The following is a 25,153-nucleotide window of genomic DNA, read 5'->3' as shown; positions in this document are numbered from 1 at the left end:
GAGTCAGTGTCCACGCGTGGGGAGGTGCGTGCGGGGCGCCATCCGTGGCCCCCGTCGCGGGCGGGACATGCCGATGCCACGGAGCAGGTGGGCGACCCGGCCGCGGTGTGGGCGCCACGGCTCGAGGTAGGCCTCCATGTCGGCGTCGGAGAAGCGGGTGTGCCCCAGCGCCCAACCAACCTGGGTCGCCAGGTGGTAGTCGCCGTAGGAGACGGCGTCGACGTCTCCCAGCACCCGCTGGGTGACCTCGGCGCTCGTCCAGCGACCGATGCCGTGGACGGAGCGTAGTGCTTCGTCCAGGTCGTGCGGACGCTGCTCGACGATGCGCTGGAGGGAGTCGGCCACCTGGGCTGCGCGGACCACCGTGGCCGACCGCGCCTGGTCCACCCCGAGTCGTAGCCATTCCCAGGAAGGCAGCAACGCGATGGTCGGCGCCGTCGGCTGCACCCGCAGCCCGAGCTCCGCCCCGGGCCCGGGCGCCGGTTCACCGTGACGCAGGACGAGGCGGCGGAAGGCCGCGAACGCCTCCTGGCCCGTGACCTTCTGCTCCAGGATCGAGGGCACCAGCGACTCCAGGACGAGACCGGTCCGGCCCTGTCGCCAGTGGGGTTGGCGTCGCCACGCCTCACGGACCACCTCCGTGCGCGGGTCGAACGTGCTCACGTCGTCGTCGGCTCCCAGCAACGCCGGCAGTCCGTCGAGGACCCACTGCGCACCGGGCCCCCACGCCGTGGCCCGAACCTCCCCGGCCGGGAGGACGACGACGCGCAGGGTGGCCGGCCCACTCGGGGCACGCGCGGTACGCCAGACGCCGTCGGGCGCGAAGCGGGAGGTCGGGTCGCCGGCTCCCCGTCGCTGCTGGCGCAGCACGGTCGTCACGGGGCAGGGCCACCCCGGGCGCCACGTCCGCTCCATCGTCGAGTCAGCCACATCGCCACGGTACGCGTCGCCACCAGCAGGCGCCCTCGTCGCACCGCCCAGCGTCGCACCGCCCAGCGTCACACCGCTCAGTGTCACGCTGCTCAGTGTCACAGTGAGTTGCACAAAGAATTACACTTCGCTCCATGGAGCAGAGCAGTGCCGCCCCGGCCCCACGGGCGAGAAGTCCACGCACGGCGACGGCGTCGCGCAGGCGTGCACGGACCCAGGAGATCCTGGCCGCCACCCGGGCGCTCTTCGACGAGCGAGGGCTGGGCGAGGCCCAGATCGAGGACGTGGCGAGGGCCGTGGGCATCAACCGCGCGATCGTCTACCGCCACTTCTCCGGCAAGGAGGAGCTCTTCGCGCTGACCCTCGTCACCTACCTCGAGGAGCTGGACGCGGCACTGGCGGCCGTCGACGCCCCGGAGCAGCCGCCTGCCGCACGACTCGCGCAGGTGGTGGGCGCGTTCGTCGACTTCGGGGTGGCCCACCCGGCGTTCGTCGACTGCGCCCAGTCCCTCATGCGGCGGACCGGCACCGAGCTGCTCGAGGAGGTCAGCGAGGATGCAGCCCTACGGCTCGGCCGGGCGATGGCGACACCGCTCGGGCTGCTGGCGACGATCCTGGACGCCGGCCGCCGGACCGGCGACTTCCACGTCGACTCACCGGAGACGGTGGCCAACCTGCTCTACGCCACCGGGCTCGGCACGCTCCAGCTGGCCAGGGTCGGGCTCCAGGTCGAGCACTCCGGTGACCACCCGGTGGTCCGTCCCATCACGGTCGCCCAGACCAAGGAGTACCTGGTGCACTCCGCGGTGGCGCTGGCGACCTATCGGCCCCCGCAGGCCTGAGGCGTGCCGCGGCTCACTTCCAGACTTGGACCCAGTCGACCGAGGCGACGTCGTCGACGTCGGTCAGGTTGACCAACTCGTAGCTGGAGGTGAGGTTCGACAGCAGCAGGTACTGCGGAGTGTGCGAGATGTCGCGCGTGCTGCGGTGGTACTCCCGACCGTCGACGCGGAAGACGTACGCCGTCGGCGTCCACTCCAGCGAGAAGACGTGGTAGTTCGCCGAGAACGCCTCCGTGCCCTTCATCTTCGCCGACTCGGGGAAGGTGCCGCCGATCTTCTCCAGGGTGCCGTCGGCCCGGAGGACGTGCTGGAACGACGCGACAGGCGTGTCGGCACCCAGGGAGTCACCGAAGTACTCCATGACGTCGGCCTCGATGCCGCGGGCGGGGTCCCCCGGCACGGTCCCCTGCAGCGGCTGGCTCCAGACGGCCGAGTGCATGCCCACGGCCGACTGCACCTTCACGCGGGCGGCGAGCGTGCCGTACTGGTAGGTGTAGTTGCGCTCGGTGGCGATCTGGGTGTTGCGCATGTAGGGAAGCAGGTGGGTCTGGCCCTTGCCGTCGACGTAGCTGCAGGCGTCCGACCGGGTCGGGTCGTAGGAGACGCCCAGGCGCAGGACCCCGCCGCCGACGCTGTAGGACGAGCCGTCGGTGCGGGCACAGCTGCGCATGCCCGTGCCCACGGGTCGCTGCTGCGCGACCCAGGTGCTCGGGTCGAGGGCGGAGCCGTCGAAGGTGTCGGAGAAGTCGAGGGTGTAGGACTTCGTCGTCACCACCGAGCTCACCACCTGGGCGAGCTCGGTGGTGCGGTCGGTGCGCGCCCGGTAGGTGCGCCCGGCAGGCACGCTGAAGACGGCGTGGCCCGAACGGTCCTGTCCCTGGGTCGCCACCTGGCTCCAGCTGCCGTTGACCAGCTCCTCCAGGCGCACCGTGCGTCCGGCCCGGGCGGGCACGAACTTGAAGGAGACCACGGCGTCGGTGCGCGGGGCCGCAGGCGTGGCACCGGCCTGGGCCACGGGCGGAAGCGCGGCGGCGGTCGACGACTGCCCCGCGACGACGGCCACCGGGACCGGGTTCGACTCGGAGCGCTTGTAGACCTTACGGATCCGGTCCTTGGCCTTCTGGGTCGCCTTCTTGGCGCGGTTCAGTGCCTTCACTGCCGCCTTGTGAGCCTTCTGCGCCTTGATCTTGGCCTTCTTCGAGCGGGCCTTCTTGACGGCGGCCTTCGTCTGGCGCACCTTCTTGGCGGCTGCCTTCTGCTTCGCCTTGGCCTTGGCCAGCGCACGCTTGGCAGCCTTGCTGGTGTCACCCTTCACGGTCTGCTTCGGGGAGACCGCCACGAGCTGCCCCGTCTCGGTCAGCTTGACCTTGGAGAAGGCGAACGTGCCGTTCTTCTTCGACTTCCCCTTGGCCAGCACACGACGCTTCGACGAGGTGCGGATCTCGAGGACGACCTTGCGTGCGGACTTCTCGCCGAGGCGCCCCATGACGCGCACCTGGGTGTTGCGAATCACCGTGTCGGGCACGACCGGGTCCAGCGCGAAGCGGGCCGGGGCAGCCGCAGGGGAGGCGGCCGCCACCGCGGCCCCACGGTCGTCGCCCCCGGAGGAGGCCGAGGAGCTGGTGGTGACGCTCAGTGCACCGCCCGTCAGGACGCTGAGGGTGATGAGGGCGGCGAGTCCGCGCCGCTTCTGGTTGCTCATGGTGTCTCCGGGAGATGGGTCGGGCAGGGGTACCGCCCCTGATGCTCCCAGAGGTCGGGGGTCAGCTCCGGCGGTTTGGTGCAATTGCAGCCGGTCGAACATGGGTGGGCCCCGGCGCGGTGCACCGGGGCCCGGAGGATCGGTCGTCAGACGAGGTGGGCGCGGTCGCGTTGCACCGCGCCCAGGACACCGTTGACGAAGGCGGGTGAATCGTCGGTCGACAGGTCGCTCACCAGGCCCAGGGCCTCGCTCACCGCCACCTCCGCCGGCACGTCCTCGCTCCACAGCAGCTCGTACGCGCCGATGCGCAGGACGTTGCGGTCGACCGCGGGCATCCGGTCCAGCGTCCAGCCCTGGGCGTAGTCGGCGAGCACCTCGTCGATGCGGGCGCGGTGCTGCTGCACGCCACGCACCAGCACCTCGGTGTAGGGGTTGGTCGGCCCCTCACCCGCGGCCACCGCCGTCTCGAGAGCCTGCACGGGATCCTCGCCTCGCATCTCGGAGGCGAAGAGGATGTCGAGCGCGCGCTTGCGCGCCTTGCTGCGGGCAGTCATGGTCGTGGGGAACCGCTCGCCGTCAGCTCTTGACGCGGCCGAGGTAGGACGAGTCGCGCGTGTCGACCTTGACCTTCTCGCCGCTGGTGATGAAGAGGGGCACCTGGATGACGTGGCCGGTCTCGAGGGTGGCCGGCTTCGTGCCACCGGTCGACCGGTCGCCCTGCAGGCCGGGCTCGGTCTCGGCGATCAGGAGCTCGACCGAGGCCGGGAGCTCGACGTAGAGCACACGCCCCTCGTTGGTGGCCACGATGGCCTCCTGGTTCTCCAGGAGGAAGTTCTTGGCGTCGCCCACGCTCTCCGGCGCGACCTCGAGCTGGTCGTAGGTCTGGGTGTCCATGAAGACGTAGGAGCTGCCGTCGTTGTAGAGGTACTGCATGGTGCGCTTGTCGACGTTGGCCGTCTCGACCTTGGTGCCGGCGTTGAACGTCTTGTCGACGGTCTTGCCGGACTCCACGTTCTTCAGCTTGGTGCGGACGAAGGCCGGTCCTTTGCCGGGCTTGACGTGCTGGAACTCCACCACGGACCACAGCTGGCCCTCCAGGTTCAGAACCATGCCGTTCTTGAGGTCGTTCGTCGATGCCATGTGCGCAGAGTCGCCTTCGTCTCGGGGATGGAGAGCCGTCGCAGGAGTCTAGTGGCGGCCGGGACCTGCGCGTAAACCGGCGGGCGGGCGTGGCGTCAGGAGCCTGCGGGAACCAGCAGCTCCAGGGCCGCCCGGTAGCCGTCGACCCCGCGCCCGGCGATCGTCGCCACCGCGTGGGGCTCGACGTAGGAGACGTGCCGGAACGACTCGGGCCGGCGGCGCGGATCGGAGATGTGCACCTCCACCAGCGGCGCCTCGAGCTGGGCACAGGCATCGTGAAGAGCGAGCGAGTAGTGGGTCCAGGCCCCGGCGTTGAGGACCACCGGCACCGCGTCGTCGGCCGCGGTGTTCAGCCAGTCGAGCAGCTCGCCCTCGTGGTTCGTCTGACGGACCTCGACCTCCAGCCCCAGCTCGCGACCCCAGCCACGACAGAGCTCCACCAGCTCGTCGTGGGTCGTGGTGCCGTAGATCTCGGGCTGACGTCGGCCCAGCCGGCCCAGGTTGGGGCCGTTGAGCACGAGGACGCGGCGGGTCACGCGAGCCCCACCATCACGTCGTACGCAGCTCGCAGGTGCTCCTCCGAGGGTCCGGCGAGCACGCGGGGTGTCGCGAGTCCCTCGAGCACGACGAAGCGCAGCTGGTCGCCGCGCGACTTCTTGTCGACCGCCATGGCGGCGCGCAGCTCCTCGTAGGATGCGCCGGAGAAGCCGGTGGGCAGGCCCACGCGTGAGAAGGCGGTGCGGTGCCGGGTGACCAGGTCGTCGTCCAGCCCCTGGGCACGGCGGGCCAGCTCGGCCACGAAGACGCAGCCGATCGCCACGGCCTCCCCGTGACGGACCTCGTAGCCCGTGGCGCGCTCGATGGCGTGGGCCATCGTGTGGCCGTAGTTCAGCACCTCGCGACCGGGATGCCCGTCGCGGCCACCCACCTCACGCAGGTCGTCGACGACGACGTCGATCTTCACCTGGATCGACCGCTGCACCAGCTCGCGCAGTTCCGCGGAGTCGTGGGTCAGTGCGGCCGGGTCGGTGCGTTCGACGATCGCCAGGATCTCGGGGTCAGCGATGAAGCCGCACTTGACGACCTCGCCGAGACCAGCGACCAGCTCCTCGCGTGGCAGGGTCTGGAGCAGGGACACGTCGCAGAGCACGCCAGCTGGTTCGTGGAAGGCGCCGACGAGGTTCTTGCCGGCGCCGGTGTTGATGCCGGTCTTGCCACCCACGGCTGCGTCCACCATGGCCAGCACCGTGGTCGGCACGTGCACGACGCGCACGCCCCTCAGCCAGCTGGCGGCGACGAACCCGCCCAGGTCCGTGGTGGCGCCGCCGCCGAGTGTCACCACGGCGTCCGAGCGGGTGAAGCCCGCCTCCCCCAGCGCCTCCCAGCAGTCGTTGGCCACCGACGAGGTCTTGCTCTGCTCACCGTCGGGGAGCCCGAGCGCCAGCACGTCGTAGTGCTGCGCCAGCACGTCGGCGACCGGCTGGGCGAGCGCGCCGAGACCACCCGCGTACAGCAGGGCCACCCGCTGGACGCCGCTGCCGAGCAGGTCGGGCAGCAGGGCTGCCAGGTCGCGTCCGACGACGACGTCGTAGGGCGAGGCGCCACCGACGTGCAGGATCTCGACGTCGCGGGGTTGCGGCTGCGTCATGCCAGGGCCTCCATGATCTCCTCGGCCACCTGCTGAGGGGTCCGTTCATCAGTGTCGACGGTCAGCCGCGCGACCGACTCGTAGACGGGGGTCCGTTCGTCGAGCAGGGCCTTCACCCGGGCTCGCACGTTGCCCAGCAGCAGCGGGCGCCCGGTGCCCAGGCCGACGCGCTTGACCGCCTCTGCGAGACCCACGCGGAGGAAGACCACCCGGTGGCCGGCAAGGGCCTCACGGGTGCGCGGGTCCAGGACTGCGCCGCCGCCCAGGGCCAGCACGCCGTGGTGCTCGTCAAGCGCCTTCGCGACGGCTGCCACCTCGAGCTCGCGGAAGTGCGCCTCACCGTCGTCGACGAAGATGTCCTGCACCGAACGGCCCTGGGCTGCCACGATGTCCTGGTCGGTGTCGCGGACCTCGAGCCCCCATGCCTCGCCGAGTACCTCGGCCACCGTCGACTTGCCGGCCCCCATCGGGCCGACCAGGACGACTCGCGGACCCGTCACCGGAACTTCAGGTGCGCGAGGTAGGACTCGGCGTTGCGACGGGTCTCGGCGACGGAGTCGCCACCGAACTTCTCCACCACGGCGTCAGCGAGGACCAGCGCCACCATCGCCTCGGCGACGATGCCCGCCGCGGGCACGGCGCAGACGTCGGAGCGCTGGTGGTGGGCGACGGCAGCGTCACCCGTGGCCACGTCGACGGTGCGCAGGGCGCGAGGGACCGTGGCGATGGGCTTCATGGCGGCGCGGACGCGGAGCACCTCGCCGGTGCTCATGCCGCCCTCGGTGCCGCCCGAGCGTCCGGAGGTGCGTCGCAGGCCGTCGTCGGTGGTGACGATCTCGTCGTGCGCCTGCGAGCCCGGGGTCGCCGCCAGCTCGAAGCCGTCACCGACCTCGACACCCTTGATCGCCTGGATGCCCATCAGCGCGCCGGCCAGGCGCGCGTCGAGCCGCCGGTCCCAGTGCACGTGGGAGCCGAGGCCGGGCGGAAGCCCGTGGACCACGACCTCCACGACGCCGCCCAGCGTGTCGCCGTCCTTGTGGGCCTGGTCGATGCGGGCGACCATCGCAGCCGAGGCCTCGGGGTCGAGGCAGCGCACGGGGTCCTCGTCCAGTCGGGCCACGTCGTCGGCCACGGGCACGAGGCCGGCCGGGGCAGGCACACCCCCGAGCTCGACGACGTGGGAGACGATCCGCGCACCCACCGCCTGCTCGAGGAAGTTGGAAGCCACCCGGCCCAGGGCGACGCGGGCCGCGGTCTCGCGCGCCGAGGCGCGCTCCAGGACGGGGCGGGACTCGTCGAAGTCGTACTTCTGCATCCCGACCAGGTCGGCGTGGCCGGGGCGCGGACGGGTCAGCGGTGCGTTGCGTGCCATTGCGGCCAGCTCGTCGGGGTCGACGGGGTCGGCCGACATGACCTTCTCCCACTTCGGCCACTCGCTGTTGCCGACCTGGATGGCGACCGGCCCACCCTGGGTGGCGCCGTGGCGCACACCTCCGATGAAGGTGACGACGTCCTGCTCGAACTTCATCCGGGCGCCGCGGCCGTACCCCAACCGGCGGCGGGCCAACGAGTCGTCGACGTCGGCGGTCGTGACGGCGACGTGGGCCGGAAGTCCTTCGAGGATCGCGACGAGTGAGGGGCCATGGGATTCACCCGCAGTGAGCCAACGCAACATGGGCCGCATTGTTCCATGCCTCGTGAGGGCCGGCCTCGCGGGACCGCGCTGTGTCCATGGCGGCAGCATGCAGGCCCACGGCGTGCGCTGCTGGGAGGTCAGCCGAAGCGGCCGGCCGTCCAGGGCCCCAGCAGGACGCCCACCAGCGCCCCCGCCACCATGAAGGGCCCGAACGGCACTCCTCGGCGGTCCACGACCTTCGCGAGCGCCAGCACCCCGCCGACGACCCCACCGAGGATGAAGGCGGCGTAGACGCCCGCGAAGAGCTCTCCCCAGCCCAGGTGGCCGAGCGCCATACCCAGGACCCCGGAGAGCCGGACGTCTCCGTAGCCGAGCCCGGAGGAGTTCACGAACCAGAGCACGAAGTAGAGCGCCCCGGTGATGAGCCAGCCCCACCCTGCGCGTATGACGTCGTCCCACTCCTGCGTCACGACGCCGACCAGCAGGACCAGGGGCACGAGCGCGGCGTAGGTGCGGGCGATGAGCCAGGTGGGCAACAGGCGCGTACGCCAGTCCACCACCGCCAACGCCACCAGGACCGGGACGAGCGGCACCAGGAAGAGCTGCGACCAGGACCAGCCCAGGCACCACCCCAGGACTCCCCCGGCCCCCGCCGACAGGAGGACGGCCAGCGCCGGGAGGCCGCGACGGGAGCCGATGTCGCGGTAGAGCTCCTTGGCTGGTTCCGCCGGATGTCCGGGCTCCCCCGACTCGCCGGCTGCTGACTCAGGATCGGGCTCGGGTTCGGGCTCCGGGATGCGTCGCACGAGCGGGGCGACGAGCAGTCCCCCCAGGGCACAGATGAGCGCGACTCCCCAGACGGCGCTCACCGACCGGCGTTCCTGGCCGCGAGGGCCTGCTCGCCCGCGGCCCTCATCACCGCGAGCGGTGCCGGCCGCCCGGTGAAGAGCTCGAACTGGAAGGTGGCCTGGTGCACGAGGAGGTCGAGCCCCGAGACCACCACACCGTCGCACGCCGCGACGAGCGGAGTGGGCCAGGGGTCGTAGACCACGTCGAAGACCACCGCAGCACCCGCCAGACGCTCGACGAGCGCCTCCCCCTGGGCCGCCGCCGGCACGGTGGAGACCACCACGTCACCCGGGACCACGACTGCGTCGAGGGAGAGCACGCGGACCCGGGCGTCCGCGGCCCACCCGACCAGCACGTCACGGGTCTCCGTCGCACGTTCTGGCGTGCGGACGAGCAGGTCGATCTCCCGGACCCCCATGGACAGGAGCGCCAGGCCCACCGAGGTCGCCGTCGCGCCTCCGCCCAGGATGGTGGCCCGCTGGGGTCCCTCGGCACCGCCACGCTCCCGCAGGGCGGCCACCGCTCCGGGTACGTCGGTGTTGTCACCGTGCAGGACACGACTCCCACCCTGGTGCTCGATGACGACGGTGTTGACCGCCGACGAGACCCTGGCGACGTCGCTCAGCGTGTCCACCAGACCCATGGCCTCGCGCTTGAGCGGCATCGTCAGGGAGAGGCCGCGCCACGACTCGTCGAGCCCGGCGAGGAACTGCTGGAGGCCGCCCGCGCCGACCCGGTGGGCGTCGTAGGTCCAGTCCAGGTCGTGCGCCTGGTAGGCCGCCCGGTGCAGCACGGGTGAGAGGGAGTGGGCGACGGGATCACCCAGGACCCCGCAGACATGGGCCGTCATCGGTCAGCAGGCGTCGGAGGTGGTGCAGTACTCGCGGTACTCCGCCACGTAGACGTTGTGCTCGGCCAACGTCTCGGCGAACTTCGTCTCCCCGGTGGCGAGGTTGACCGTGACCCAGTAGAGCCACGGTCCCTCGGCCGGGTTCGCCGCCGCCGAGATGGCGTCGTCGCCGGGAGCCTCGATCGGCGTCGGCGGCAGGCCAGCGTTGGCGTAGGTGTTGTAGGGCGAGTCGACCGCCCGGTCGTCCGCGTCGACCGTCACGATGCCCTTGCGTCCCAGCGCGTAGTTGACGGTCGCGTCGATCTGCAGCCGGCCGTTCGTCTCGGTGTTCGAGGGCTCGAGCCGGTTGTAGATGGCCCGGGCGATCTTCGGCATGTCGTCGCCCCGGCCCTCGGCCTCGACGAGTGAGGCAACGGTCATCAGCTCGGCGGGCGAGATGCCCATCGCGTCGGCGCGTCCCTCGAGGTCGGCGTCGTCGGCGGCCTGACGCCAGCGGTCGACCATCGCGGCCAGGATGTCGGCGGGGCGGTCCTTCGGCCCCACGTCGTAGGTGGCGGGGAAGAGGTAGCCCTCCGGGTTCCCCTGCGCGTAGTCGGGCAGGCCGAGCGCTTCGGGGTCGTCGAGCGCCTTCTCGAACTGCCCCCGCCCGAAGTCGGTCTTCTCGACGAGGATGTCGACGATGTCCACGACCCGCAGCCCCTCGGGCACGGTCACGGTGTTGCGCACCTGGTTGGCCGGGTCGAGGAGAGTCTCGAGCGCCTGCGTCGCGCTCATCTGCTCCCGCATCCGGTAGTGACCCACCTGGATGCCAGACGAGCGCGAGTCCGCAGTGGCGGCGTTGATGAAGGCGTCCACGGAGGCCACCACGCCGGCCTCCTTCAGGCCACGGCCGATCGCCGCCGCCGAGTCGCCGGGCTTCACCTCGAAGAGGACCTCGCCGGCGCCGGCACCCGAGTAGTCCTCGGCCGCTCCGAACTGGGCCTGGACCCAGTCGACGCCCTTGCTCACGCCGAGGTAGAGCCCCGCGCAGGCCAGCGCCACGACCAGGAGGATCACCACGATCCCCACGGGGCCGCGGCGTTTCCTCGCCTTGCGCGCACCTCCCTCCGGCGGATGGCTGCGCTCGTGGGTGGCGGCTGCGCCGTCGTCATGCATGGTCGACCTCGATGATCTCTCCCGGGGCGGTGCCGCTGGCACGCTCCGTGTCAAGTGCGTGTTGCAGGATCACGACAGCGGCCGCCATGTCGACGACCGCGCGCCGCTTGCCCCCCTTGCGACCCTGGTCGCGAAGCATGGTCTCTGCGGTGACCGTGGTCAAGCGCTCGTCGACCAGGCGGACGACGACGGGGTCGACCCGCGCGGCCAAGGTGGCGGCGAAGTCACGGACCTTGAGCGCGGCCGGGCCCTCGCCTCCCTTCAGCGATCTCGGGAGTCCGACGACGACCTCCACGGCCTCCTCGTCCCGCACGATGCGAGCGATGCGGCGCACGTCGCCCTTGCCCCGCGGGACCGTCTCGACCGGCGTGGCCAGCACCCCGGAGGGGTCGCTGCGCGCCACGCCGATCCGGGCGTCTCCGGGGTCGATGCCGACGCGTACGCCTGGTCGCACGTCAGGCGCCCCGCACCCGGCCGACCTCGGCGAGCACCGCCTCGACAGCCGCGTCGACGCCGGTGACGTCGGTGCCGCCCCCCTGCGCCATGTCCGGCTTGCCGCCGCCCTTCCCGGCGATGTGCGGCGCGGTGGCGCGTACGAGGTCGTTGGCGGAGAGTCCGGCTGCTCGTGCCGCGTCGTTGGTGGCGGCCACGACCGAGACCTTCCCGTCCTGGACGCCGAGGAGCACGACGACACCGGGGCGCCCGGCGTCCAGCCGCGCGCGGACGTCCGTGGCGAGCGTACGCACGTCGCCGCCGCCCGCGCCGTCGAGGCGGCGCGCCACCACGGCCACGTCACCGACGTCGCGCGCCGCGCCCGCGATCTCGCCGGCCCCCGCGAGCAGCTGGGCCAGACGGACCTTCTCCAACTCCTTCTCGGTGGCCTTGAGCCGGTCGACCATGTCACCGATGCGGGAGACGAGGTCGTCGGGCTGGGCCTTGAGCATGCCGGTGAGCTGGGCCACCACGTCGCGCTCCCGGGCCAGGTAGCGGAACCCCTCGACACCGGTGAAGGCCTCGACGCGCCGGTTGCCCGAACCCACGGAGGACTCCCCCGTCACCACGACGGTGCCGATCTGGGAGGAGTGGTCGACGTGCGTGCCGCCGCAGAGCTCGCGCGACCAGGGGCCGCCGATCTCCACGACGCGCACCTTGGTGTCGTCGTAGGTCTCGCCGAAGAGCGCGATGGCGCCCCACTCCTTCGCCTCGGTCAGCGTCATGTACTGCCACCCGACCGGCAGGTCGGCGCGCAGGGCCTCGTTGGAGACCTGCTCCACGTCGCGCAGCTGCTCGGGGGTCAGCGACGTCGTCCAGCCGAAGTCGAGCCGGAGGTAGCCGGGCCGGTTGTAGGAGCCGGACTGCAACGCCGTGGGTCCGAGCACCTCGCGCAGCGCCGCGTGGACGACATGGGTCCCGGAGTGCGCCTGGCGGGCGCCCAGACGCCACTCGGGGTCGACCTTGGCGTGCAGCTCGCGGACGTCCGCGGGCACCTCACCCTCCAGCACGCGAACCTGGTGGACGACGAGCCCACGCACCGGTCGCTGCACGTCGAGGACCTCGAGCACGCCACCGTCGAACTCGATCCGACCGGCGTCGGCGGCCTGACCGCCGGACTCGGCGTAGAACGGGGTGCGGTCGAGCACCAGCTCGCCCACCTCGCCGGAGCCCAGGACCGGCACCGCCAGACCCTCCCGCAGCAGCGCCAGGGGCTTCGACTCGGTCGTCAGGGTCTCGTAGGCCAGCCACTCGGTCGGGCCGTGGGCGTCGAGGATGCCGCGGTAGACCGAGGTGTCGGCGTGCTGGCCCTTCTTCGCCCGGGCGTCAGCCTTGGCACGCTGGCGCTGCTCGGCCATCAGGCCACGGAAACCCTCCTCGTCGACGGCCAGGCCCTGCTCGGCCGCCATCTCGAGGGTGAGGTCGATCGGGAAGCCGTAGGTGTCGTGCAGCGCGAACGCCTTGTCGCCGGTGAGCACGCCGCCACCGCTGGACTTCACCTCCGTGGCCGCGAGGTCGAAGATCTGGGTGCCGGCCTGCAGCGTCTTGCGGAAGGCGTCCTCCTCGGCGAAGGCCACCTGGGCGATGCGGTCCCAGTCGGTGACGAGCTCGCTGTAGGTCTCCCCCATCCGGTCGCGGCTGATCGGCATCAGCTCGGGCAGGGCGCGGTCCTCGAAGCCGAGCAGGCGCATCGAACGCACGGCGCGCCGCAGGAGGCGACGCAGCACGTAGCCCCGACCGTCGTTGCCCGGGGTGACGCCGTCACCGATGAGCATCATGGAGGAGCGCACGTGGTCGGCCACGACGCGCAGGCGCACGTCGTCGACCTTGTCGGCACCGTAGCGCCGGCCGGTGAGCTCCTCGGCACGCGCGATCACGGGATACATCACGTCGATCTCGTACATGTTCTGCTTGCCCTGCAGCAGGAACGCGACGCGCTCCAGACCCATGCCGGTGTCGATGTTCTTCTTCGGCAACTGGCCGGCGACGTCGAAGTCCTCCTTCGACCGGACGGCGCTGAGCTCGTCCTGCATGAAGACGAGGTTCCAGATCTCGAGGAGGCGGTCCTCGAGCTCCACGGGCATGTCGGGGCCCAGGGTGGCGGGGTCGAAGTCCGGGCCGTACTCGGGACCACGGTCGTAGAGGATCTCCGAGCACGGACCACCCGGGCCCGGGATGCCCATGGACCAGTAGTTCTCCTTGCGACCGAGGCCCACGATGCGGTGGCGCGGGAGCCCGGTCGCCTTCATCCACAGCTCGGCGGCCTCGTCGTCGCCGGCGAGCACGGACGGGTAGAGCCGGCTCTCCTCGAGCCCGAACCCGCCGTCGGCCACGGGCTTGGTGAGCAGGTCCCAGGCCAGCTCGATGGCCCCCTGCTTGAAGTAGTCGCCGAAGGAGAAGTTGCCGCACATCTCGAAGAACGTGCCGTGGCGGGTGGTCTTGCCGACGTCCTCGATGTCGGGCGTACGCACGCACTTCTGCACGCTGGTGGCCCGCGGGTAGGGCGCGCTCTCCTGGCCCAGGAAGTAGGGCTTGAAGGGCACCATGCCGGCGTTGACGAAGAGCAGGTTGGGGTCGTCGAGCAGCAACGACGCCGACGGAACCACGGTGTGGGCACCCCAGGCGCCCCCCGCCTCGAAGTGCGCGGTGAAGCGGCGGCGGATCTCGGAGGTGTCCATCAGTGGTCGTTCTTCCTGTCGTCGATCGGGGGGACCAGGGAGGGGCGCACCGTGCTGGCGGGGCCCGGGAGCTGGCGGTCGGGAGGCGGTGGCGCGGGGAGGCCGAGCGACTCGCGGAGCTCGACCTCGCGCCGGGCCTGCTCGGTGCGCACGTCCTCGGAGAGCAGCCGGGCACCGTGGGCGAGCCCCTGCCACCTGGCCCTCAGGCCCTCGGCGGTCATCGACTCGGCCATCCGGCGGGCGCGGGTGAGGGCGTAGGCCCCGGCGCCGGCACCGGCCACGAACCAGAGTCCGCGGCTCACGCGGCGTCACCTCCCTGGCGCGCGTAGTACTGGCGCAGGGCCTCCTTGACGTCGGCCCGGCGCTGCTTGGTGGCGCGCTTGGTCTCGCGCCTGACCTCGAAGCGGATCCGGTTGCGGTTCTCCGCGGAGAGCGCGCGCCGCAGGCCGTAGCTCCACGACGCGGCCTTGACCACGGTCTCGCGGGCCACGATGTCGGCGAAGAGTCGTCCGTCGATGCGACCCGGGGCCGGGCCGGACGTGTCCGGGCCGTCGACGGAGGCGTCGCTGCCCACGTCGGTGATCACGAACTCGGCTGCCTCGACGTCGGGGTGCCGCGCAGCGGACGTCACCGCGAGGGCGTCCACCCGCTCCAACAGCTCAGCCTGGGCACGGCGGGTGGCAGCGAGCTCGGCGCGCGTCCGGCGACCGGAGACCACGAGGGCCACCACCAGGGCCAGGAGCAGCGCCGCCGCCGCGAGGGCCGCCGCGGCCACCACGGTCGTCGTGCTCCACTCGTTCACGAGAAGGAACCCTACCTGTCGGGGCGTACGCCCCTCACGATGCTCCTGATGCGCTCCCACGTCTCGCGCAGCTGCCCCTCGACTCCCCGGGTGGTCGGGCGGTAGTAGGTCGCCCCCTCCAACGAGTCGGGCAGGTACTGCTGGGTCGCCACGCCGTGCGGGCGGTCGTGCGGGTAGACGTACGCCTCTCCGTGGCCGAGCTTCTTGGCGCCGCCGTAGTGGGAGTCCCGCAGGTGGGCCGGGACCGTGCCCGACCTGCCCGCGCGGACGTCGGCGGCCGCGGCCTCGTAGGCGGCGTAGACGGCGTTGGACTTGGGTGCGGTGGCCACGGCCAGGGTCGCCTGGGCGAGGTTGAGCCGCGCCTCGGGCATGCCGATCAGCTGCACGGCCTGGGCGGCCGCGACGGCCGTCTGCAGGACCGTGGGGTCGGCGAGGCCGACGTCCTCACTGGCGTGCACGACCAGGCGTCGGGCGATGAAGCGCGGGTCCTCCCCCGCCTCGACCATGCGGGCCAGGTAGTGCAGGGCGGCGTCGGGGTCGGACCCCCGCATGGACTTGATCCAGGCGCTCGTCACGTCGTAGTGCTGGTCGCCGTCACGGTCGTAGCGCACCGCAGCCCGGTCGACCGCCGTCTCGGCCACCTCGAGGGTGATCACCTGCCCGCCCGTGCTCGAGGCAGCCGTCGCAGCCGCCTCCAGGTAGGTCAGGGCCCTGCGGGCGTCACCCCCGGCGAGCCGGACGAGATGCTCCCGCGCGTCGTCGTCGAGCTCCACGCTCCCGCGCAGTCCCCGGTCGTCGGCGAGGGCACGCGTGATCACCTCGTGGATGTCACCGTCGTCCAGGGTCTGCAGGCGCAGCAGGAGGCTGCGCGAGAGCAACGGCGAGATCACCGAGAAGAAGGGGTTCTCGGTCGTGGCAGCCACGAGGGTGACCCAGCGGTTCTCCACGCCCGGCAGGAGGGCGTCCTGCTGGGCCTTCGAGAAGCGGTGCACCTCGTCCACGAAGAGCACGGTCTCCCGCCCACCGGCGACCAGCTCGGCCCGCGCGGAGTCGATGGCTGCCCGGACCTCCTTGACGCCGGCGGAGACGGCGGACACCTCGACGAACCGCCGGTCGGTCTGCCGACTCACGATGCCCGCGATGGTCGTCTTGCCGGTGCCGGGTGGACCCCACAGGACCAGCGACATCGACTGGTCTCCCTCGACCAGCTGGCGGAGCGGGGAGCCCTCGGCCCGCAGGTGCGACTGGCCCACGAGGTCGTCGAGGTCACGGGGACGCATCCGCACCGCGAGCGGCGCCGCGTGGGTCCTCGCGCTCAGCGATCCAGCGCCGGACGCCGCGCCGGAGGGCGTGCGTCCCGGGGTGTCGAAGAGGGCTTCTGGGTCCACCGGGTCAGTGTGTCAGGAGACCCCATGCCGACCGGCGAGGCGTACCCGTGGGTCCAGCATGGCGTGGAGGAGGTCGACCACCATGCTGGTCACGATGACGAAGGCGCCGCCCACCAGCACCACCCCCACCAACGTGGGCAGGTCCTGCTCCCGCCCGGCGCGCAGCGTCAACAGACCCAGCCCGTCGTAGCCGAAGACCGACTCCGTGACCACGGCGCCGCCCAGCAGGGCGCCCAGGTCGATGCCAGCGAGGGCGAGCAGGGGCAGCAGCGCGGGGCGCAGCACGTGGCGGCGCAGCACCAGGGACGGCGCCAACCCCTTGGCCCGAGCGGTCAGGTGGTGCGCCTGCCCCGCGGCGTCGAGCACCAACGAGCGGGTCATCCTCACGTAGCCGCCGACGAAGACGAGGCCCAGCACCGCCGACGGCAGCAGCAGGCCTCCGAGCCAGGCGGCGACCCCGTCGGTGGGTGGCACGTACTGCGGGTAGGGCACCCAGTCCCAGCGGATCACCACGTACTTGAGCGCGACGATGCCGACGACGAACGTCGGGAAGGCGTAGGCCAGCATCGAGGCTCCCACCAGGGCCCGGTCGAGCGGCGAGCCGGCCATGCGGGCCGCCAGGACGCCCAGTCCGACGCCCGCCAGCACCCAGAACGCGAACGCCACCAGCGCGAGCGAAGCCGTGACCGGGGCGGCGTCCGCGAGCAGCGAGTTCACCGTGCGACCGTTCACGTGCGACCAGCCCAGGCAGGGCGCCTCGCAGTGGGTCACGATCTCCGGGCTCGTCCGGCGCAGCTCGGGGTCTGCTGGATAGTCGCGGCCGACGACGACACCCCGGGCGAAGTCGCCCCACTGCTCGGCGACGGAGCGGTCGTAGCCCAGCGCCCGGGCGACCTCCGCACGTTCGTCGACGGTGCAGCCCTTGCCGCAGGCGAACCGCGCCTGGTCGACGGGGGCGGCGAAGAAGAGCGCGAAGGTCGCGAGCGAGAGCGCGAGCAGCAGCACGATCCCGGTCGCCACCCGGCGCAGCGCCCACCCGGCCAGCCCCACGGTCCCTCTTCCCTCCTCCTCGTCAGGGGCCGGATCAGTCCTCGACGCCGATCAGGCCGATCTCGGGGAAGTGGTTGGACGCCGCCGTCACCGTGAAGCCAGTGACCTCCGAACCGTGCACCCAGCTGGTGGTCGAGACCTCGAGCGGGATGTAGGCGACGTCGCGGGCGAGGACCTCATTGGCCTCCTGGAGGATGCGGGTCTGCTCCTCGACGTCGGTCGCGGCCAGCGCCCGGTCGACCAGCGTCTCGAACTCCTCACTCTGGTAGCAGCCGAAGTTCTGGCCGCAGGAGCCTGGTGAGAAGTTGGGCCGGCTGTCGAAGAGCGGCGGCAGCACCGCCGCCATCGTGGGCCAGTCAGCCGCCCAGCCCGCCCAGGTGAGGTCGTACTCGTCGTCGCGCCGGGAGATGACGTCGTAGTAGGTGGCTCCCAACGGGTCGAGCGTGGTCTCGAAGCCGGCGGCGTCCCACCCGGCCTTGAGGGCCGCCATGGCCTTGTCGGTCGTCGGACCACCCAGGTAGGCGACCTTGAGCGGGACGGGTGTCCGCACCCCGGCGCGGCGCAACATGTCGCGCGCGGTCTCGGGGTCTCCGCTGTTGCTGCCGGAGAACGCATCCAGCTCCGTCCACCCGGGGATCGAGGGGTTGACGAGGTTCTCCGACGGCTCGGCGACCCGTTCTCCTCCGAGGGCGGTCACCCAGCCCTCGGTGTCCGTCGCGAGGGCCAACGCCCGTCGCACCGCGACGTCGTCGAGACGCTCGGTGTTGGGCACCAGGAACCCGGTGAAGGGCGAGGGAGAACGGACGTAGCGTCGCGCCACGTCGCCCGTCAGTCGCGGCAGCTGCGCCGGACCCACGCGGGCGATGGTGATCGAGCGCCGGTCGGCGGGGGCGTCCTCGATGAGTCGTTCGTTGAAGAGCTCGCCGGCCGTCTCCGAGGCCTCGACGACCATCTCGATCCGGTCGGGCAGCGCGCGGCGCAGCTCCTCGGGCGAGTCCGTCGCCGAGTCGTACTCCTCGTTGCGCACCAGGGTCGCGCCCTCCGTGCGTGACCACTCTCCGCCCTCGACCCGGTAAGGGCCGTTCGAGAAGACGCGCCACTGCGACCGGGCGCCCTGGTCCTCCGACTCGCGGTAAGGATCGACCATCATCGTCGCGGCCACGGCCAACGGGAAGTCGACCCAGGGCTCGGCGAAGCGGAACGTGATGGTGTCGTCCTCGCAGGTGACGGCGCGGTCGAAGTGGCGCTGCCCCACCCCCGAGTAGGGGCCCCGGTAGACGGGCCGGCCGCTGCGGTCGCGCGGCACGTCGAGACGGTTGACCATGTAGGTGGGGCCACCGGTGATGACGTCGGTGGCGAAGCTGCGAGAGGTCCCGTAGCGCACGTCCTCGCAGGTCAGCTCGCTGCCGTCCTCCCAGGTCACGCCGTCCTTGAGGGTGAAGCTCCACTCACGGCCGCCACGACGGGAGGTGCCGGTGTCGGTGGCGAGGTCAGGCACCGGGGTGCTCGCCTCCACCTCGTCCTCCGACATCGGGAAGGCGACGAGGCTGCGGTAGACGAGCCGACGGAAGTGGGCCAGCTGCGCGCCGACGTAGATGCGCTGCGGGTCCGCGCTCTCGTAGGGCTGGTGGTGGAGAACGGTCAGGGTGCCCGCGTCGGCGCCGGAGTCGTCCGAACCACACCCTGCGAGCGTCGCCCCCAGGACCGTGCTCACGACCAGGGCTCCGGCCCTGCGCCAGGTTCCCACCATGGACTTCTCCTCACCTCGACGCCGGGCCGTGGCTGACTGCCGGTCGGAGACGGACGTTACCGCGCCGTCCCCGCCCCCGGGCGCAGCAGCGGGTCACCGGCATCGCGCAACCCGTCACCGGCCAGGTTGAGGGCGAGCACCACGACGGTGAGCACCACGGCGGGAGCGAAGAAGTAGAGGGGCGCGGACTCGGCGTGGCGCAGCGCGTCCTGGAGCAGGTTGCCGAGCGTGGGCGTGGGCGCCTGGATGCCCACCCCGAGGTAGCCCACCGCGGCCTCGGCGGCGACGCAGGCGGGCAGGAGCAGCGTGGCCTGCACCAGCACGGTCGAACGCAGGTTGGGCAGCACCTCGCGCCACCAGACACGGGCGGTCGACGCTCCGTAGGCCCGGGCCGCCACGACGAACTCCTGCTCACGCAGGGCGAGCACCTGGCTGCGTACGACCCCGGCGATGCCGGTCCACCCGAAGAGCCCGAGCACCAGCACCACGTAGATCCCCCGCGACGGCGTCCCCTCCGGAAGTCCGACGACCTCCACCAGGACGGTCACGGCGACGACGTCGAGTGCCACGAGCAGCAGGACCTGGGGGAAGGCCAGCGTGAGCTCGAGCAGACGAGCCAGCACGGCGTCGACCCAGCCGCCCTGCATGCCGGCAGTGAGGCCGACGAGCACGCCCAGCGCGACCGCCAGGGCCGTGGCGGCTGCGGCGACCGCCAAGGAGAGCGCGGTGCCGAGCCACAGTCGGGAGAGGACGTCGCGACCCAGACCGGGTTCGACACCGAGCCAGTGCGTCCACGAGACACCGACGCGCGGCATCCCGTCCTCGTCGAGCAGGTGCTGCGCCGGCGTGTAGGGGTCGAGCCACCCCCAGGTCAGCAGGAGTGGTGTCGCCAGCGCACACGCGGCCACCAGGAGCAGGAGCCCCGAGGCTGCAGTCGTGACGCGGTCCACCTGCGTGAGCCTAGAGCAGCCCGACGCCCCGCGGTCGATGACCGGGGGCGTCGGACGGGGCGTGCGGGGGCCGGCTCAGGCGTCGTCGACGTCGTCCTCCGGAGAGGCATCGACGCCGGCCTCCTCGCGCTGCTGAGCGGTGATCGGCGCCGGGGCCGCGGTCAACGGGTCGAAGCCGCCACCCGACTTCGGGAACGCGATGACGTCGCGGATCGAGTCGGCGCCACCGAGGATGGCGACCACGCGGTCGAGGCCGAGCGCGATGCCCCCGTGCGGCGGAGCGCCGAACTTGAAGGCCTCGAGCAGGAAGCCAAACTTCTCGTCGGCCTCCTCGGGCGTGATGCCCATGATGTCGAAGACCCGCTTCTGGACGTCCTCGCGGTGGATTCGGATCGACCCGCCACCGAGCTCGGAGCCGTTGCAGACGATGTCGTAGGCGTAGGCCAGCGCGGCCCCCGGGTCCTGCTCGAGGGTCTCGAGGAACTCCGGCTTCGGCGAGGTGAAGGCGTGGTGGACGGCGGTCCAGGCACCGGCCCCCACGGCCACGTCACCGCTGGCCACCGCGTCGTCGGCCGGCTCGAAGAGCGGGGCGTCGACGACCCACGTGAAGGCGAAGACCGACTCGTCGATGAGGTCGCAACGGCGACCGATCTCGAGCCGAGCGGCTCCCAGCAGCGCACGGCTCGCCTTCGGTGCACCGGCGGCGAAGAAGATGCAGTCGCCGGGGTTGGCCCCGGCGTGGGCGGCCAGGCCCTCCTTCTCGGCGTCGGAGAGGTTCTTCGCGACCGGGCCGCCGAGCTCACCCGCGGCCGAGATGGTCACGTAGGCGAGGCCGCGCGCACCGCGCTGCTTGGCCCACTCCTGCCAGGCGTCGAACTGACGACGCGGCTGGTCGGCACCACCCGGCATGACCACGGCACCGACGTAGGGGGCCTGGAAGACGCGGAAGCTGGTGTCGGCGAAGTAGTCGGTGCAGTCGACGAGCTCCTGACCCATGCGCAGGTCGGGCTTGTCGGAGCCGAAGCGCGCCATCGCGTCGGCGTAGGTGATCCGCGGGATCGGCGTCTGGACCTGGTGGCCGCCCTGGGCCCAGACCTCGACGATCAGCTCCTCCATCAGGGCGATCACGTCGTCCTGGTCGACGAACGACATCTCGATGTCGAGCTGCGTGAACTCGGGCTGGCGGTCGGCACGGAAGTCCTCGTCGCGGTAGCAGCGCGCGATCTGGTAGTAGCGCTCCATGCCACCCACCATCAAGAGCTGCTTGAAGAGCTGCGGGCTCTGCGGCAGGGCGTACCAGCTGCCCGGGTGGAGCCGGGCCGGCACCAGGAAGTCACGCGCACCCTCGGGGGTCGAACGGGTGAGGGTCGGCGTCTCGACCTCGACGAAGTCGTGGCGGTCGAGCACGTCGCGCATCGCCTTGTTGACCTTGCTGCGCAGGCGCAGGAGGCGCTGCGGCTCGGAGCGGCGCAGGTCGAGGTAGCGGTACTTGAGGCGGGTCTCCTCACCGACCTCGCCACCCTTGGAGGCGGCAGCGTCATCGATCGGGAACGGCAACGGCGCCGCCGTGTTGAGCACCTCGATGGAGGTCGCCACCACCTCCACCTCGCCGGTGGCCAGGTTGGCGTTGACGTTCTCCGGGCTGCGGGCAACGACGTCGCCGACGACCTTCAGGCAGAACTCGTTGCGCAGGCTGTGCGCCACGTCCTCGTCGCGCACCACCACCTGCACCACGCCCGAGGCCTCACGCAGGTCCAGGAAGGCCACTCCCCCGTGATCGCGCCGGCGAGCGACCCACCCCGCGAGGGTGACGGTCTGGCCGACGTGCTCGACGCGCAGGGTGCCGGCGTCATGGGTGCGGATCACTGGTGCTCCTTCTCGGGGGTGTGCGTGACGACCTGCGGGCGCAGGTCGGCAGCGGGCGGCATCCAGGTGGTGGGGTCGGCCTCCACCTGCTCGCCGGTTCGGATGTCCTTGACCTGGTGCGTCCCGTCGTCGCGGGTGAACCAGACGTAGGGGATGCCACGTCGCTCGGCGTAGCGGATCTGCTTGCCGAACTTCGCGGCGCTGGCAGCGACCTCACACGGTACGCCGTTGGCCCGCAGCGCCGTCGCGACGGCCGTCGAAGCGGGACGTGACTCCTCGTCGACGAGGACGACCAGCACGGAGCTCGGCACCTGTCGGTCGGCGACCAGCACGCCCTTGGACAGCAACGGCACCAGGACCCGGCTGACGCCCAGCGAGATGCCGACGCCCGGGTAGGTGTTCCGGCCGTCCGAGGCGAGCGCGTCGTAGCGACCGCCGGAGCAGATCGAGCCGAGCGACTCGTAGCCGTCCAGGCGAGTCTCGAAGACGGTGCCGGTGTAGTAGTCGAGGCCACGCGCGATCTTGAGGTCGGCCACGATGCGAACGCTGGTGGTGACCAGGTCTTGGCACTCACGGACCAGGCGTGCGAGCTCGTCGAGGCCCTCGTCGAGCAGCGGGTGCTCCACGCCCAGGGCCCGGACCCGCTCGACGAAGGAGTCGTCGTCGGTGCAGATCTCGGCGAGCCCGAGGACCTTGTCGGCCTGCTGCTCGGAGAGGCCGGCCTCGGCCACGAGCAGCTCGCGGACCTTCTCGGCAGGAAGCTTGTCGAGCTTGTCGACCAGACGCATCGCCTCGTCGACGTCGGCAAGGCCGAGACCGGCGTAGAACCCCTGGAGCAGCTTGCGGTTGTTGACCTGCAGCCGGAAGCCGGGCAGGAAGGTCAGCTGCGCCAACGCCTCGAGCATCACGCGGGTGACCTCGACGTCGTGGTGGAACGGCAGGTCGTCACGGCCCACGATGTCGATGTCGGCCTGGGTGAACTCCCGGAACCGCCCCTCTTGGGGCCGCTCCCCCCGCCAGACCTTCTGGACCTGGTAGCGACGGAAGGGGAACTCGAGCTTGCCGGCGTTCTCCAGGACGTAGCGGGCGAAGGGCACCGTGAGGTCGAAGTGCAGCCCCATGCCGGCGTCGGCGCCGGCCTCGGTGTCCTGCAGCCGCTTCAGGACGTAGACCTCCTTGGAGGTGTCGCCCTTGCGCAGCAGCTGGTCCATCGGCTCGACTGCGCGCGTCTCGATGCCGGCGAAGCCGTGGAGCTCGAACGTGCGGGTCAGGGTCTGGATGACCTCGACCTCGACGCTGCGCTGGGCGGGCAGGAACTCGGGGAACCCGCTGAGCGGGCCGGGACGACTCATGTCACAGGCCCCGTGCGGCGGGCTCGGGCGTACCGCCGTCGAGCAGGTCCAGCAGGTAGGGGTTGGTCGCCCGCTCCCGCCCGATGGAGGTCTGCTCGCCGTGGCCCGGCAGCACCACCACGTCGTCGGCCAGCGGCAGGACCTTGTCGCGCAGGCTGCGCATGATCGTCGGGGTGTCACCGCCGGGCAGGTCCGTGCGCCCGATCGAGCCGGCGAAGAGCAGGTCGCCCGAGAACATGACCTCGGAGACGTCGGTGGTGCCGGTCATCGCGCCGTAGGGGGTGCGGAAGGTGACCGAGCCCTCGGTGTGCCCGGGAGTGTGGTCGACGGTGAACTCGATCCCGGCCAGCTCGAGACGCTGGGAGTCGGAGAGCTCGCGCACGTCGTCGGGCTCGGCCCACTGCTGACCGGTGCCGAGCAACATCTGGCTGGTCTCCCGTGACATGCCGGCCATCGGGTCGGTGAGGAGGTGCCGGTCCCGCGGGTGGATCCATGCCGTGGCGTCGTAGGTGCCCGCAACCGGGGCGACGCACCACATGTGGTCGACGTGCCCGTGGGTCACCAGGACGGCGACCGGCTTGAGCCGGTGCTCGCGCACGACCTCGGCGACGCCGCTGGCGGCGTCCTTGCCGGGATCGACCACGACACACTCGTTGCCGGGGCCGGTGGAGACGACATAACAGTTGGTTCCCCAGGGACCTGCGGGGAAGCCGGCGATGAACACGTGAGGGACCTTCGGTTCGACGGAGCAGCGAACTTCGGGGGTTCGCGACGCATTGGCAGGGAGTCAGCCTACCGAGCCACCTCGCGGCATTGACTAGCATGGGCGACCATGAGCGCTGAGAAGCAGTCCGAGTGGGGCCGCGTGGCCGAGGACGGCACCGTATTCGTCAGGACCAGCACGGGTGAGCGGGCCGTCGGCTCCTTCCCCGAGGGGACGCACGAGGAGGCTCTGGCGTTCTTCACCGAGCGGTTCGCAGCCCTGGAGTTCGAGGTGCAGCTGCTCGTCCAACGGGTCAACGCCGCGAAGATCTCCCCCGACGAGGCGACGACGGCCGTCAAGACCGTCCGCGCCCAGGTGCTCGAGGCCAACGCCGTGGGCGACCTCGACGGGCTGGTGGCCCGCCTCGACGCCCTGCGCCCCGTGATCGCCACCCAGCGCGAGGCCCGCAAGGCCGAGCGGGCGGCGAAGCAGGCCGAGTCCAAGGTCGCCAAGGAGAAGATCGTCGCCGAGGCCGAGGAGCTGGCCCGGGGCACGAACTGGCGCGACGGCGCCAACCGCCTGCGCGACCTGCTGGAGGCCTGGAAGGGGCTCCCGCGTCTGGACAAGGCGGCCGACGACGCGCTGTGGCGTCGCTTCTCCACGGCACGCACCACCTACACTCGGCACCGCAAGGCGCACTTCGCCGAGCAGCACGAGAAGCGGGACGCGGCGCGCGCCGTCAAGGAGCGGCTCGTTGCGGAGGCGGAGGCACTGGCCGACAACACCGACTGGGGGCCCACCTCGGGCCGCTTCCGTGACCTGATGAGGGACTGGAAGGCCGCCGGGCCGGCGCCGCGCGAGTTCGAGGACAAGCTGTGGAAGCGCTTCCGTGGCGCGCAGGACACCTTCTTCGGCAACCGCGACGCCGCCAACGCCGCCATGGACGCGGAGTTCGCCGAGAACGCCACCGTCAAGGAGGCGCTCCTCGCCGAGGCCGAGGCACTGCTGCCCGTCACCGACCTGGACGCCGCCAAGGCCGCCTTCCGCGACATCGCGGACCGCTGGGACGAGGCGGGCAAGGTGCCGCGCGACCGCATTCGCGACCTCGAGGGTCGGATGCGGAAGGTCGAGCAGGCCATCCGCGGCGTGGAGGACGAGAACTGGCGCCGCACCGACCCGGAGAAGTCCGCTCGGGCCGACGACATGGTCGGAAAGCTCCAGGCCGCGATCGACGACCTGCAGGCTCAGCTGGACCGGGCGCGTGCTGCCGGCGACGAGAAGAAGGTGCGCGACCTCGAGGAGAACCTCGCCTCGCGTCAGGCGTTCCTCGACATGGCCCGCAAGGCAGCCGAGGAGTTCTCCGGCTGATC

Annotated in this window: 24 protein-coding genes; 2 read left to right on the top strand and 22 right to left on the bottom strand. The window is 71.6% G+C overall.

The features are described from left to right. Positions 1-3: 3 nt before the first annotated feature. A complete protein-coding gene (locus IEQ44_RS06735; RefSeq protein ID WP_319804532.1) occupies positions 4-1,017 on the bottom strand; it encodes a DNA-3-methyladenine glycosylase family protein in 1,014 nt (337 codons plus the stop codon). Between the two features lie 47 nt (positions 1,018-1,064). Between IEQ44_RS06735 and IEQ44_RS06730 the strand changes: the two genes are divergently transcribed. Further along, positions 1,065-1,772, top strand: coding sequence for a TetR/AcrR family transcriptional regulator (locus IEQ44_RS06730; protein ID WP_193637674.1), 708 nt, complete (start codon positions 1,065-1,067; stop codon positions 1,770-1,772). A gap of 13 nt (positions 1,773-1,785) precedes the next feature. On the opposite strand, the gene IEQ44_RS06725 is transcribed toward IEQ44_RS06730, so the two are convergent. The 21 genes from IEQ44_RS06725 to IEQ44_RS06625 form a co-directional block, all read right to left on the bottom strand. Then, a complete protein-coding gene (locus IEQ44_RS06725) occupies positions 1,786-3,474 on the bottom strand; it encodes a glycoside hydrolase family 16 protein (protein WP_193637673.1) in 1,689 nt (562 codons plus the stop codon). Between the two features lie 146 nt (positions 3,475-3,620). Next, a complete protein-coding gene (nusB, locus tag IEQ44_RS06720; RefSeq protein WP_193637672.1) occupies positions 3,621-4,028 on the bottom strand; it encodes a transcription antitermination factor NusB in 408 nt (135 codons plus the stop codon). A 22-nt stretch (positions 4,029-4,050) separates the two neighbouring features. Continuing rightward, positions 4,051-4,614: an elongation factor P gene (gene efp, locus IEQ44_RS06715; protein ID WP_193637671.1), complete on the bottom strand. Its 564-nt coding sequence runs from the start codon at positions 4,612-4,614 to the stop codon at positions 4,051-4,053. A 95-nt stretch (positions 4,615-4,709) separates the two neighbouring features. Continuing rightward, positions 4,710-5,150 (bottom strand): type II 3-dehydroquinate dehydratase, encoded by a 441-nt coding sequence (locus IEQ44_RS06710; RefSeq protein ID WP_193637670.1) that lies wholly within the window; start codon positions 5,148-5,150, stop codon positions 4,710-4,712. Then, on the bottom strand, positions 5,147-6,262 hold the full coding sequence (aroB, locus tag IEQ44_RS06705) for a 3-dehydroquinate synthase (RefSeq protein WP_193637669.1): 1,116 nt from the start codon (positions 6,260-6,262) through the stop codon (positions 5,147-5,149). The genes IEQ44_RS06710 and aroB overlap by 4 nt, the downstream gene beginning before the upstream one ends. Then, the gene (locus IEQ44_RS06700) at positions 6,259-6,762 is read right to left on the bottom strand and encodes a shikimate kinase (protein ID WP_193637668.1); all 504 of its coding nucleotides are present in this window, start codon (positions 6,760-6,762) and stop codon (positions 6,259-6,261) included. The genes aroB and IEQ44_RS06700 overlap by 4 nt, the downstream gene beginning before the upstream one ends. Then, positions 6,759-7,937 carry a chorismate synthase gene (gene aroC / locus IEQ44_RS06695; RefSeq protein ID WP_193637667.1) on the bottom strand — a complete coding sequence of 393 codons (1,179 nt, stop codon included), beginning with the start codon at positions 7,935-7,937 and terminating at the stop codon, positions 6,759-6,761. The genes IEQ44_RS06700 and aroC overlap by 4 nt, the downstream gene beginning before the upstream one ends. Positions 7,938-8,035: 98 nt before the next feature. After that, positions 8,036-8,767, bottom strand: coding sequence for a prepilin peptidase (locus IEQ44_RS17870; protein WP_193637666.1), 732 nt, complete (start codon positions 8,765-8,767; stop codon positions 8,036-8,038). Then, the gene (locus tag IEQ44_RS06685) at positions 8,764-9,597 is read right to left on the bottom strand and encodes a shikimate dehydrogenase (protein ID WP_193637665.1); all 834 of its coding nucleotides are present in this window, start codon (positions 9,595-9,597) and stop codon (positions 8,764-8,766) included. The genes IEQ44_RS17870 and IEQ44_RS06685 overlap by 4 nt, the downstream gene beginning before the upstream one ends. Before the next feature lie 3 nt (positions 9,598-9,600). Then, positions 9,601-10,752: an endolytic transglycosylase MltG gene (mltG, locus tag IEQ44_RS06680; protein WP_193637664.1), complete on the bottom strand. Its 1,152-nt coding sequence runs from the start codon at positions 10,750-10,752 to the stop codon at positions 9,601-9,603. Continuing rightward, entirely contained in the window at positions 10,745-11,206 is a 462-nt protein-coding gene (gene ruvX / locus IEQ44_RS06675; protein ID WP_193637663.1) for a Holliday junction resolvase RuvX, read from the bottom strand. Before ruvX ends, mltG begins: the two co-directional genes overlap by 8 nt. Position 11,207: 1 nt before the next feature. Next, a complete protein-coding gene (gene alaS / locus IEQ44_RS06670) occupies positions 11,208-13,922 on the bottom strand; it encodes an alanine--tRNA ligase (protein ID WP_193637662.1) in 2,715 nt (904 codons plus the stop codon). Next, the gene (locus tag IEQ44_RS06665) at positions 13,922-14,224 is read right to left on the bottom strand and encodes a DUF6167 family protein (RefSeq protein WP_193637661.1); all 303 of its coding nucleotides are present in this window, start codon (positions 14,222-14,224) and stop codon (positions 13,922-13,924) included. The genes alaS and IEQ44_RS06665 overlap by 1 nt, the downstream gene beginning before the upstream one ends. After that, entirely contained in the window at positions 14,221-14,724 is a 504-nt protein-coding gene (locus IEQ44_RS06660) for a hypothetical protein (protein WP_193637660.1), read from the bottom strand. Before IEQ44_RS06660 ends, IEQ44_RS06665 begins: the two co-directional genes overlap by 4 nt. An 11-nt stretch (positions 14,725-14,735) precedes the next feature. Beyond that, positions 14,736-16,112: a replication-associated recombination protein A gene (locus IEQ44_RS06655; RefSeq protein WP_438861842.1), complete on the bottom strand. Its 1,377-nt coding sequence runs from the start codon at positions 16,110-16,112 to the stop codon at positions 14,736-14,738. Positions 16,113-16,124: 12 nt separating this feature from the next. Beyond that, entirely contained in the window at positions 16,125-17,162 is a 1,038-nt protein-coding gene (locus tag IEQ44_RS06650; protein WP_319804531.1) for an ABC transporter permease, read from the bottom strand. Positions 17,163-17,196: 34 nt separating this feature from the next. Continuing rightward, entirely contained in the window at positions 17,197-18,912 is a 1,716-nt protein-coding gene (locus IEQ44_RS06645) for an ABC transporter substrate-binding protein (RefSeq protein WP_193637659.1), read from the bottom strand. Positions 18,913-18,968: 56 nt separating this feature from the next. Then, a complete protein-coding gene (locus IEQ44_RS06640) occupies positions 18,969-19,862 on the bottom strand; it encodes an ABC transporter permease (protein ID WP_193637658.1) in 894 nt (297 codons plus the stop codon). A 75-nt stretch (positions 19,863-19,937) separates the two neighbouring features. Next, positions 19,938-21,728, bottom strand: coding sequence for an aspartate--tRNA ligase (gene aspS / locus IEQ44_RS06635; protein ID WP_193637657.1), 1,791 nt, complete (start codon positions 21,726-21,728; stop codon positions 19,938-19,940). Beyond that, positions 21,725-23,080 (bottom strand): histidine--tRNA ligase, encoded by a 1,356-nt coding sequence (gene hisS / locus IEQ44_RS06630; RefSeq protein ID WP_193637656.1) that lies wholly within the window; start codon positions 23,078-23,080, stop codon positions 21,725-21,727. Before hisS ends, aspS begins: the two co-directional genes overlap by 4 nt. A 1-nt stretch (position 23,081) precedes the next feature. Continuing rightward, complete coding sequence (locus IEQ44_RS06625) at positions 23,082-23,804, bottom strand: MBL fold metallo-hydrolase (protein WP_193637655.1); 723 nt, start codon at positions 23,802-23,804, stop codon at positions 23,082-23,084. 108 nt (positions 23,805-23,912) lie between these two features. Here IEQ44_RS06625 and IEQ44_RS06620 point away from each other — a divergent pair, with 108 nt between their 5' ends. Continuing rightward, positions 23,913-25,151: a DUF349 domain-containing protein gene (locus IEQ44_RS06620; RefSeq protein ID WP_193637654.1), complete on the top strand. Its 1,239-nt coding sequence runs from the start codon at positions 23,913-23,915 to the stop codon at positions 25,149-25,151. The last annotated feature ends 2 nt before the right edge of the window (positions 25,152-25,153 follow it).

The organism is Nocardioides malaquae (assembly GCF_015070385.1).
In the GTDB taxonomy this organism is placed as follows: domain Bacteria; phylum Actinomycetota; class Actinomycetes; order Propionibacteriales; family Nocardioidaceae; genus Nocardioides; species Nocardioides malaquae.
The sequence above is the reverse complement of the archived record's forward strand: the minus strand, read 5'-3'. Positions and strand labels throughout refer to the sequence as shown.

What these genes read in the sequence shown, in the direction of transcription:
- IEQ44_RS06685 (WP_193637665.1), bottom strand. Translation starts at nt 9,597, where the DNA reads ATGACGGCCCATGTCTGCGGGGTCCTGGGTGATCCCGTCGCCCACTCC.
- IEQ44_RS06725 (WP_193637673.1), bottom strand. Translation starts at nt 3,474, where the DNA reads ATGAGCAACCAGAAGCGGCGCGGACTCGCCGCCCTCATCACCCTCAGC.
- IEQ44_RS06645 (WP_193637659.1), bottom strand. Translation starts at nt 18,912, where the DNA reads ATGGTGGGAACCTGGCGCAGGGCCGGAGCCCTGGTCGTGAGCACGGTC.
- alaS (WP_193637662.1), bottom strand. Translation starts at nt 13,922, where the DNA reads ATGGACACCTCCGAGATCCGCCGCCGCTTCACCGCGCACTTCGAGGCG.
- mltG (WP_193637664.1), bottom strand. Translation starts at nt 10,752, where the DNA reads ATGCATGACGACGGCGCAGCCGCCACCCACGAGCGCAGCCATCCGCCG.
- IEQ44_RS06620 (WP_193637654.1), top strand. Translation starts at nt 23,913, where the DNA reads ATGAGCGCTGAGAAGCAGTCCGAGTGGGGCCGCGTGGCCGAGGACGGC.
- aroC (WP_193637667.1), bottom strand. Translation starts at nt 7,937, where the DNA reads ATGTTGCGTTGGCTCACTGCGGGTGAATCCCATGGCCCCTCACTCGTC.
- efp (WP_193637671.1), bottom strand. Translation starts at nt 4,614, where the DNA reads ATGGCATCGACGAACGACCTCAAGAACGGCATGGTTCTGAACCTGGAG.
- aroB (WP_193637669.1), bottom strand. Translation starts at nt 6,262, where the DNA reads ATGACGCAGCCGCAACCCCGCGACGTCGAGATCCTGCACGTCGGTGGC.
- nusB (WP_193637672.1), bottom strand. Translation starts at nt 4,028, where the DNA reads ATGACTGCCCGCAGCAAGGCGCGCAAGCGCGCGCTCGACATCCTCTTC.
- IEQ44_RS06730 (WP_193637674.1), top strand. Translation starts at nt 1,065, where the DNA reads ATGGAGCAGAGCAGTGCCGCCCCGGCCCCACGGGCGAGAAGTCCACGC.
- hisS (WP_193637656.1), bottom strand. Translation starts at nt 23,080, where the DNA reads ATGAGTCGTCCCGGCCCGCTCAGCGGGTTCCCCGAGTTCCTGCCCGCC.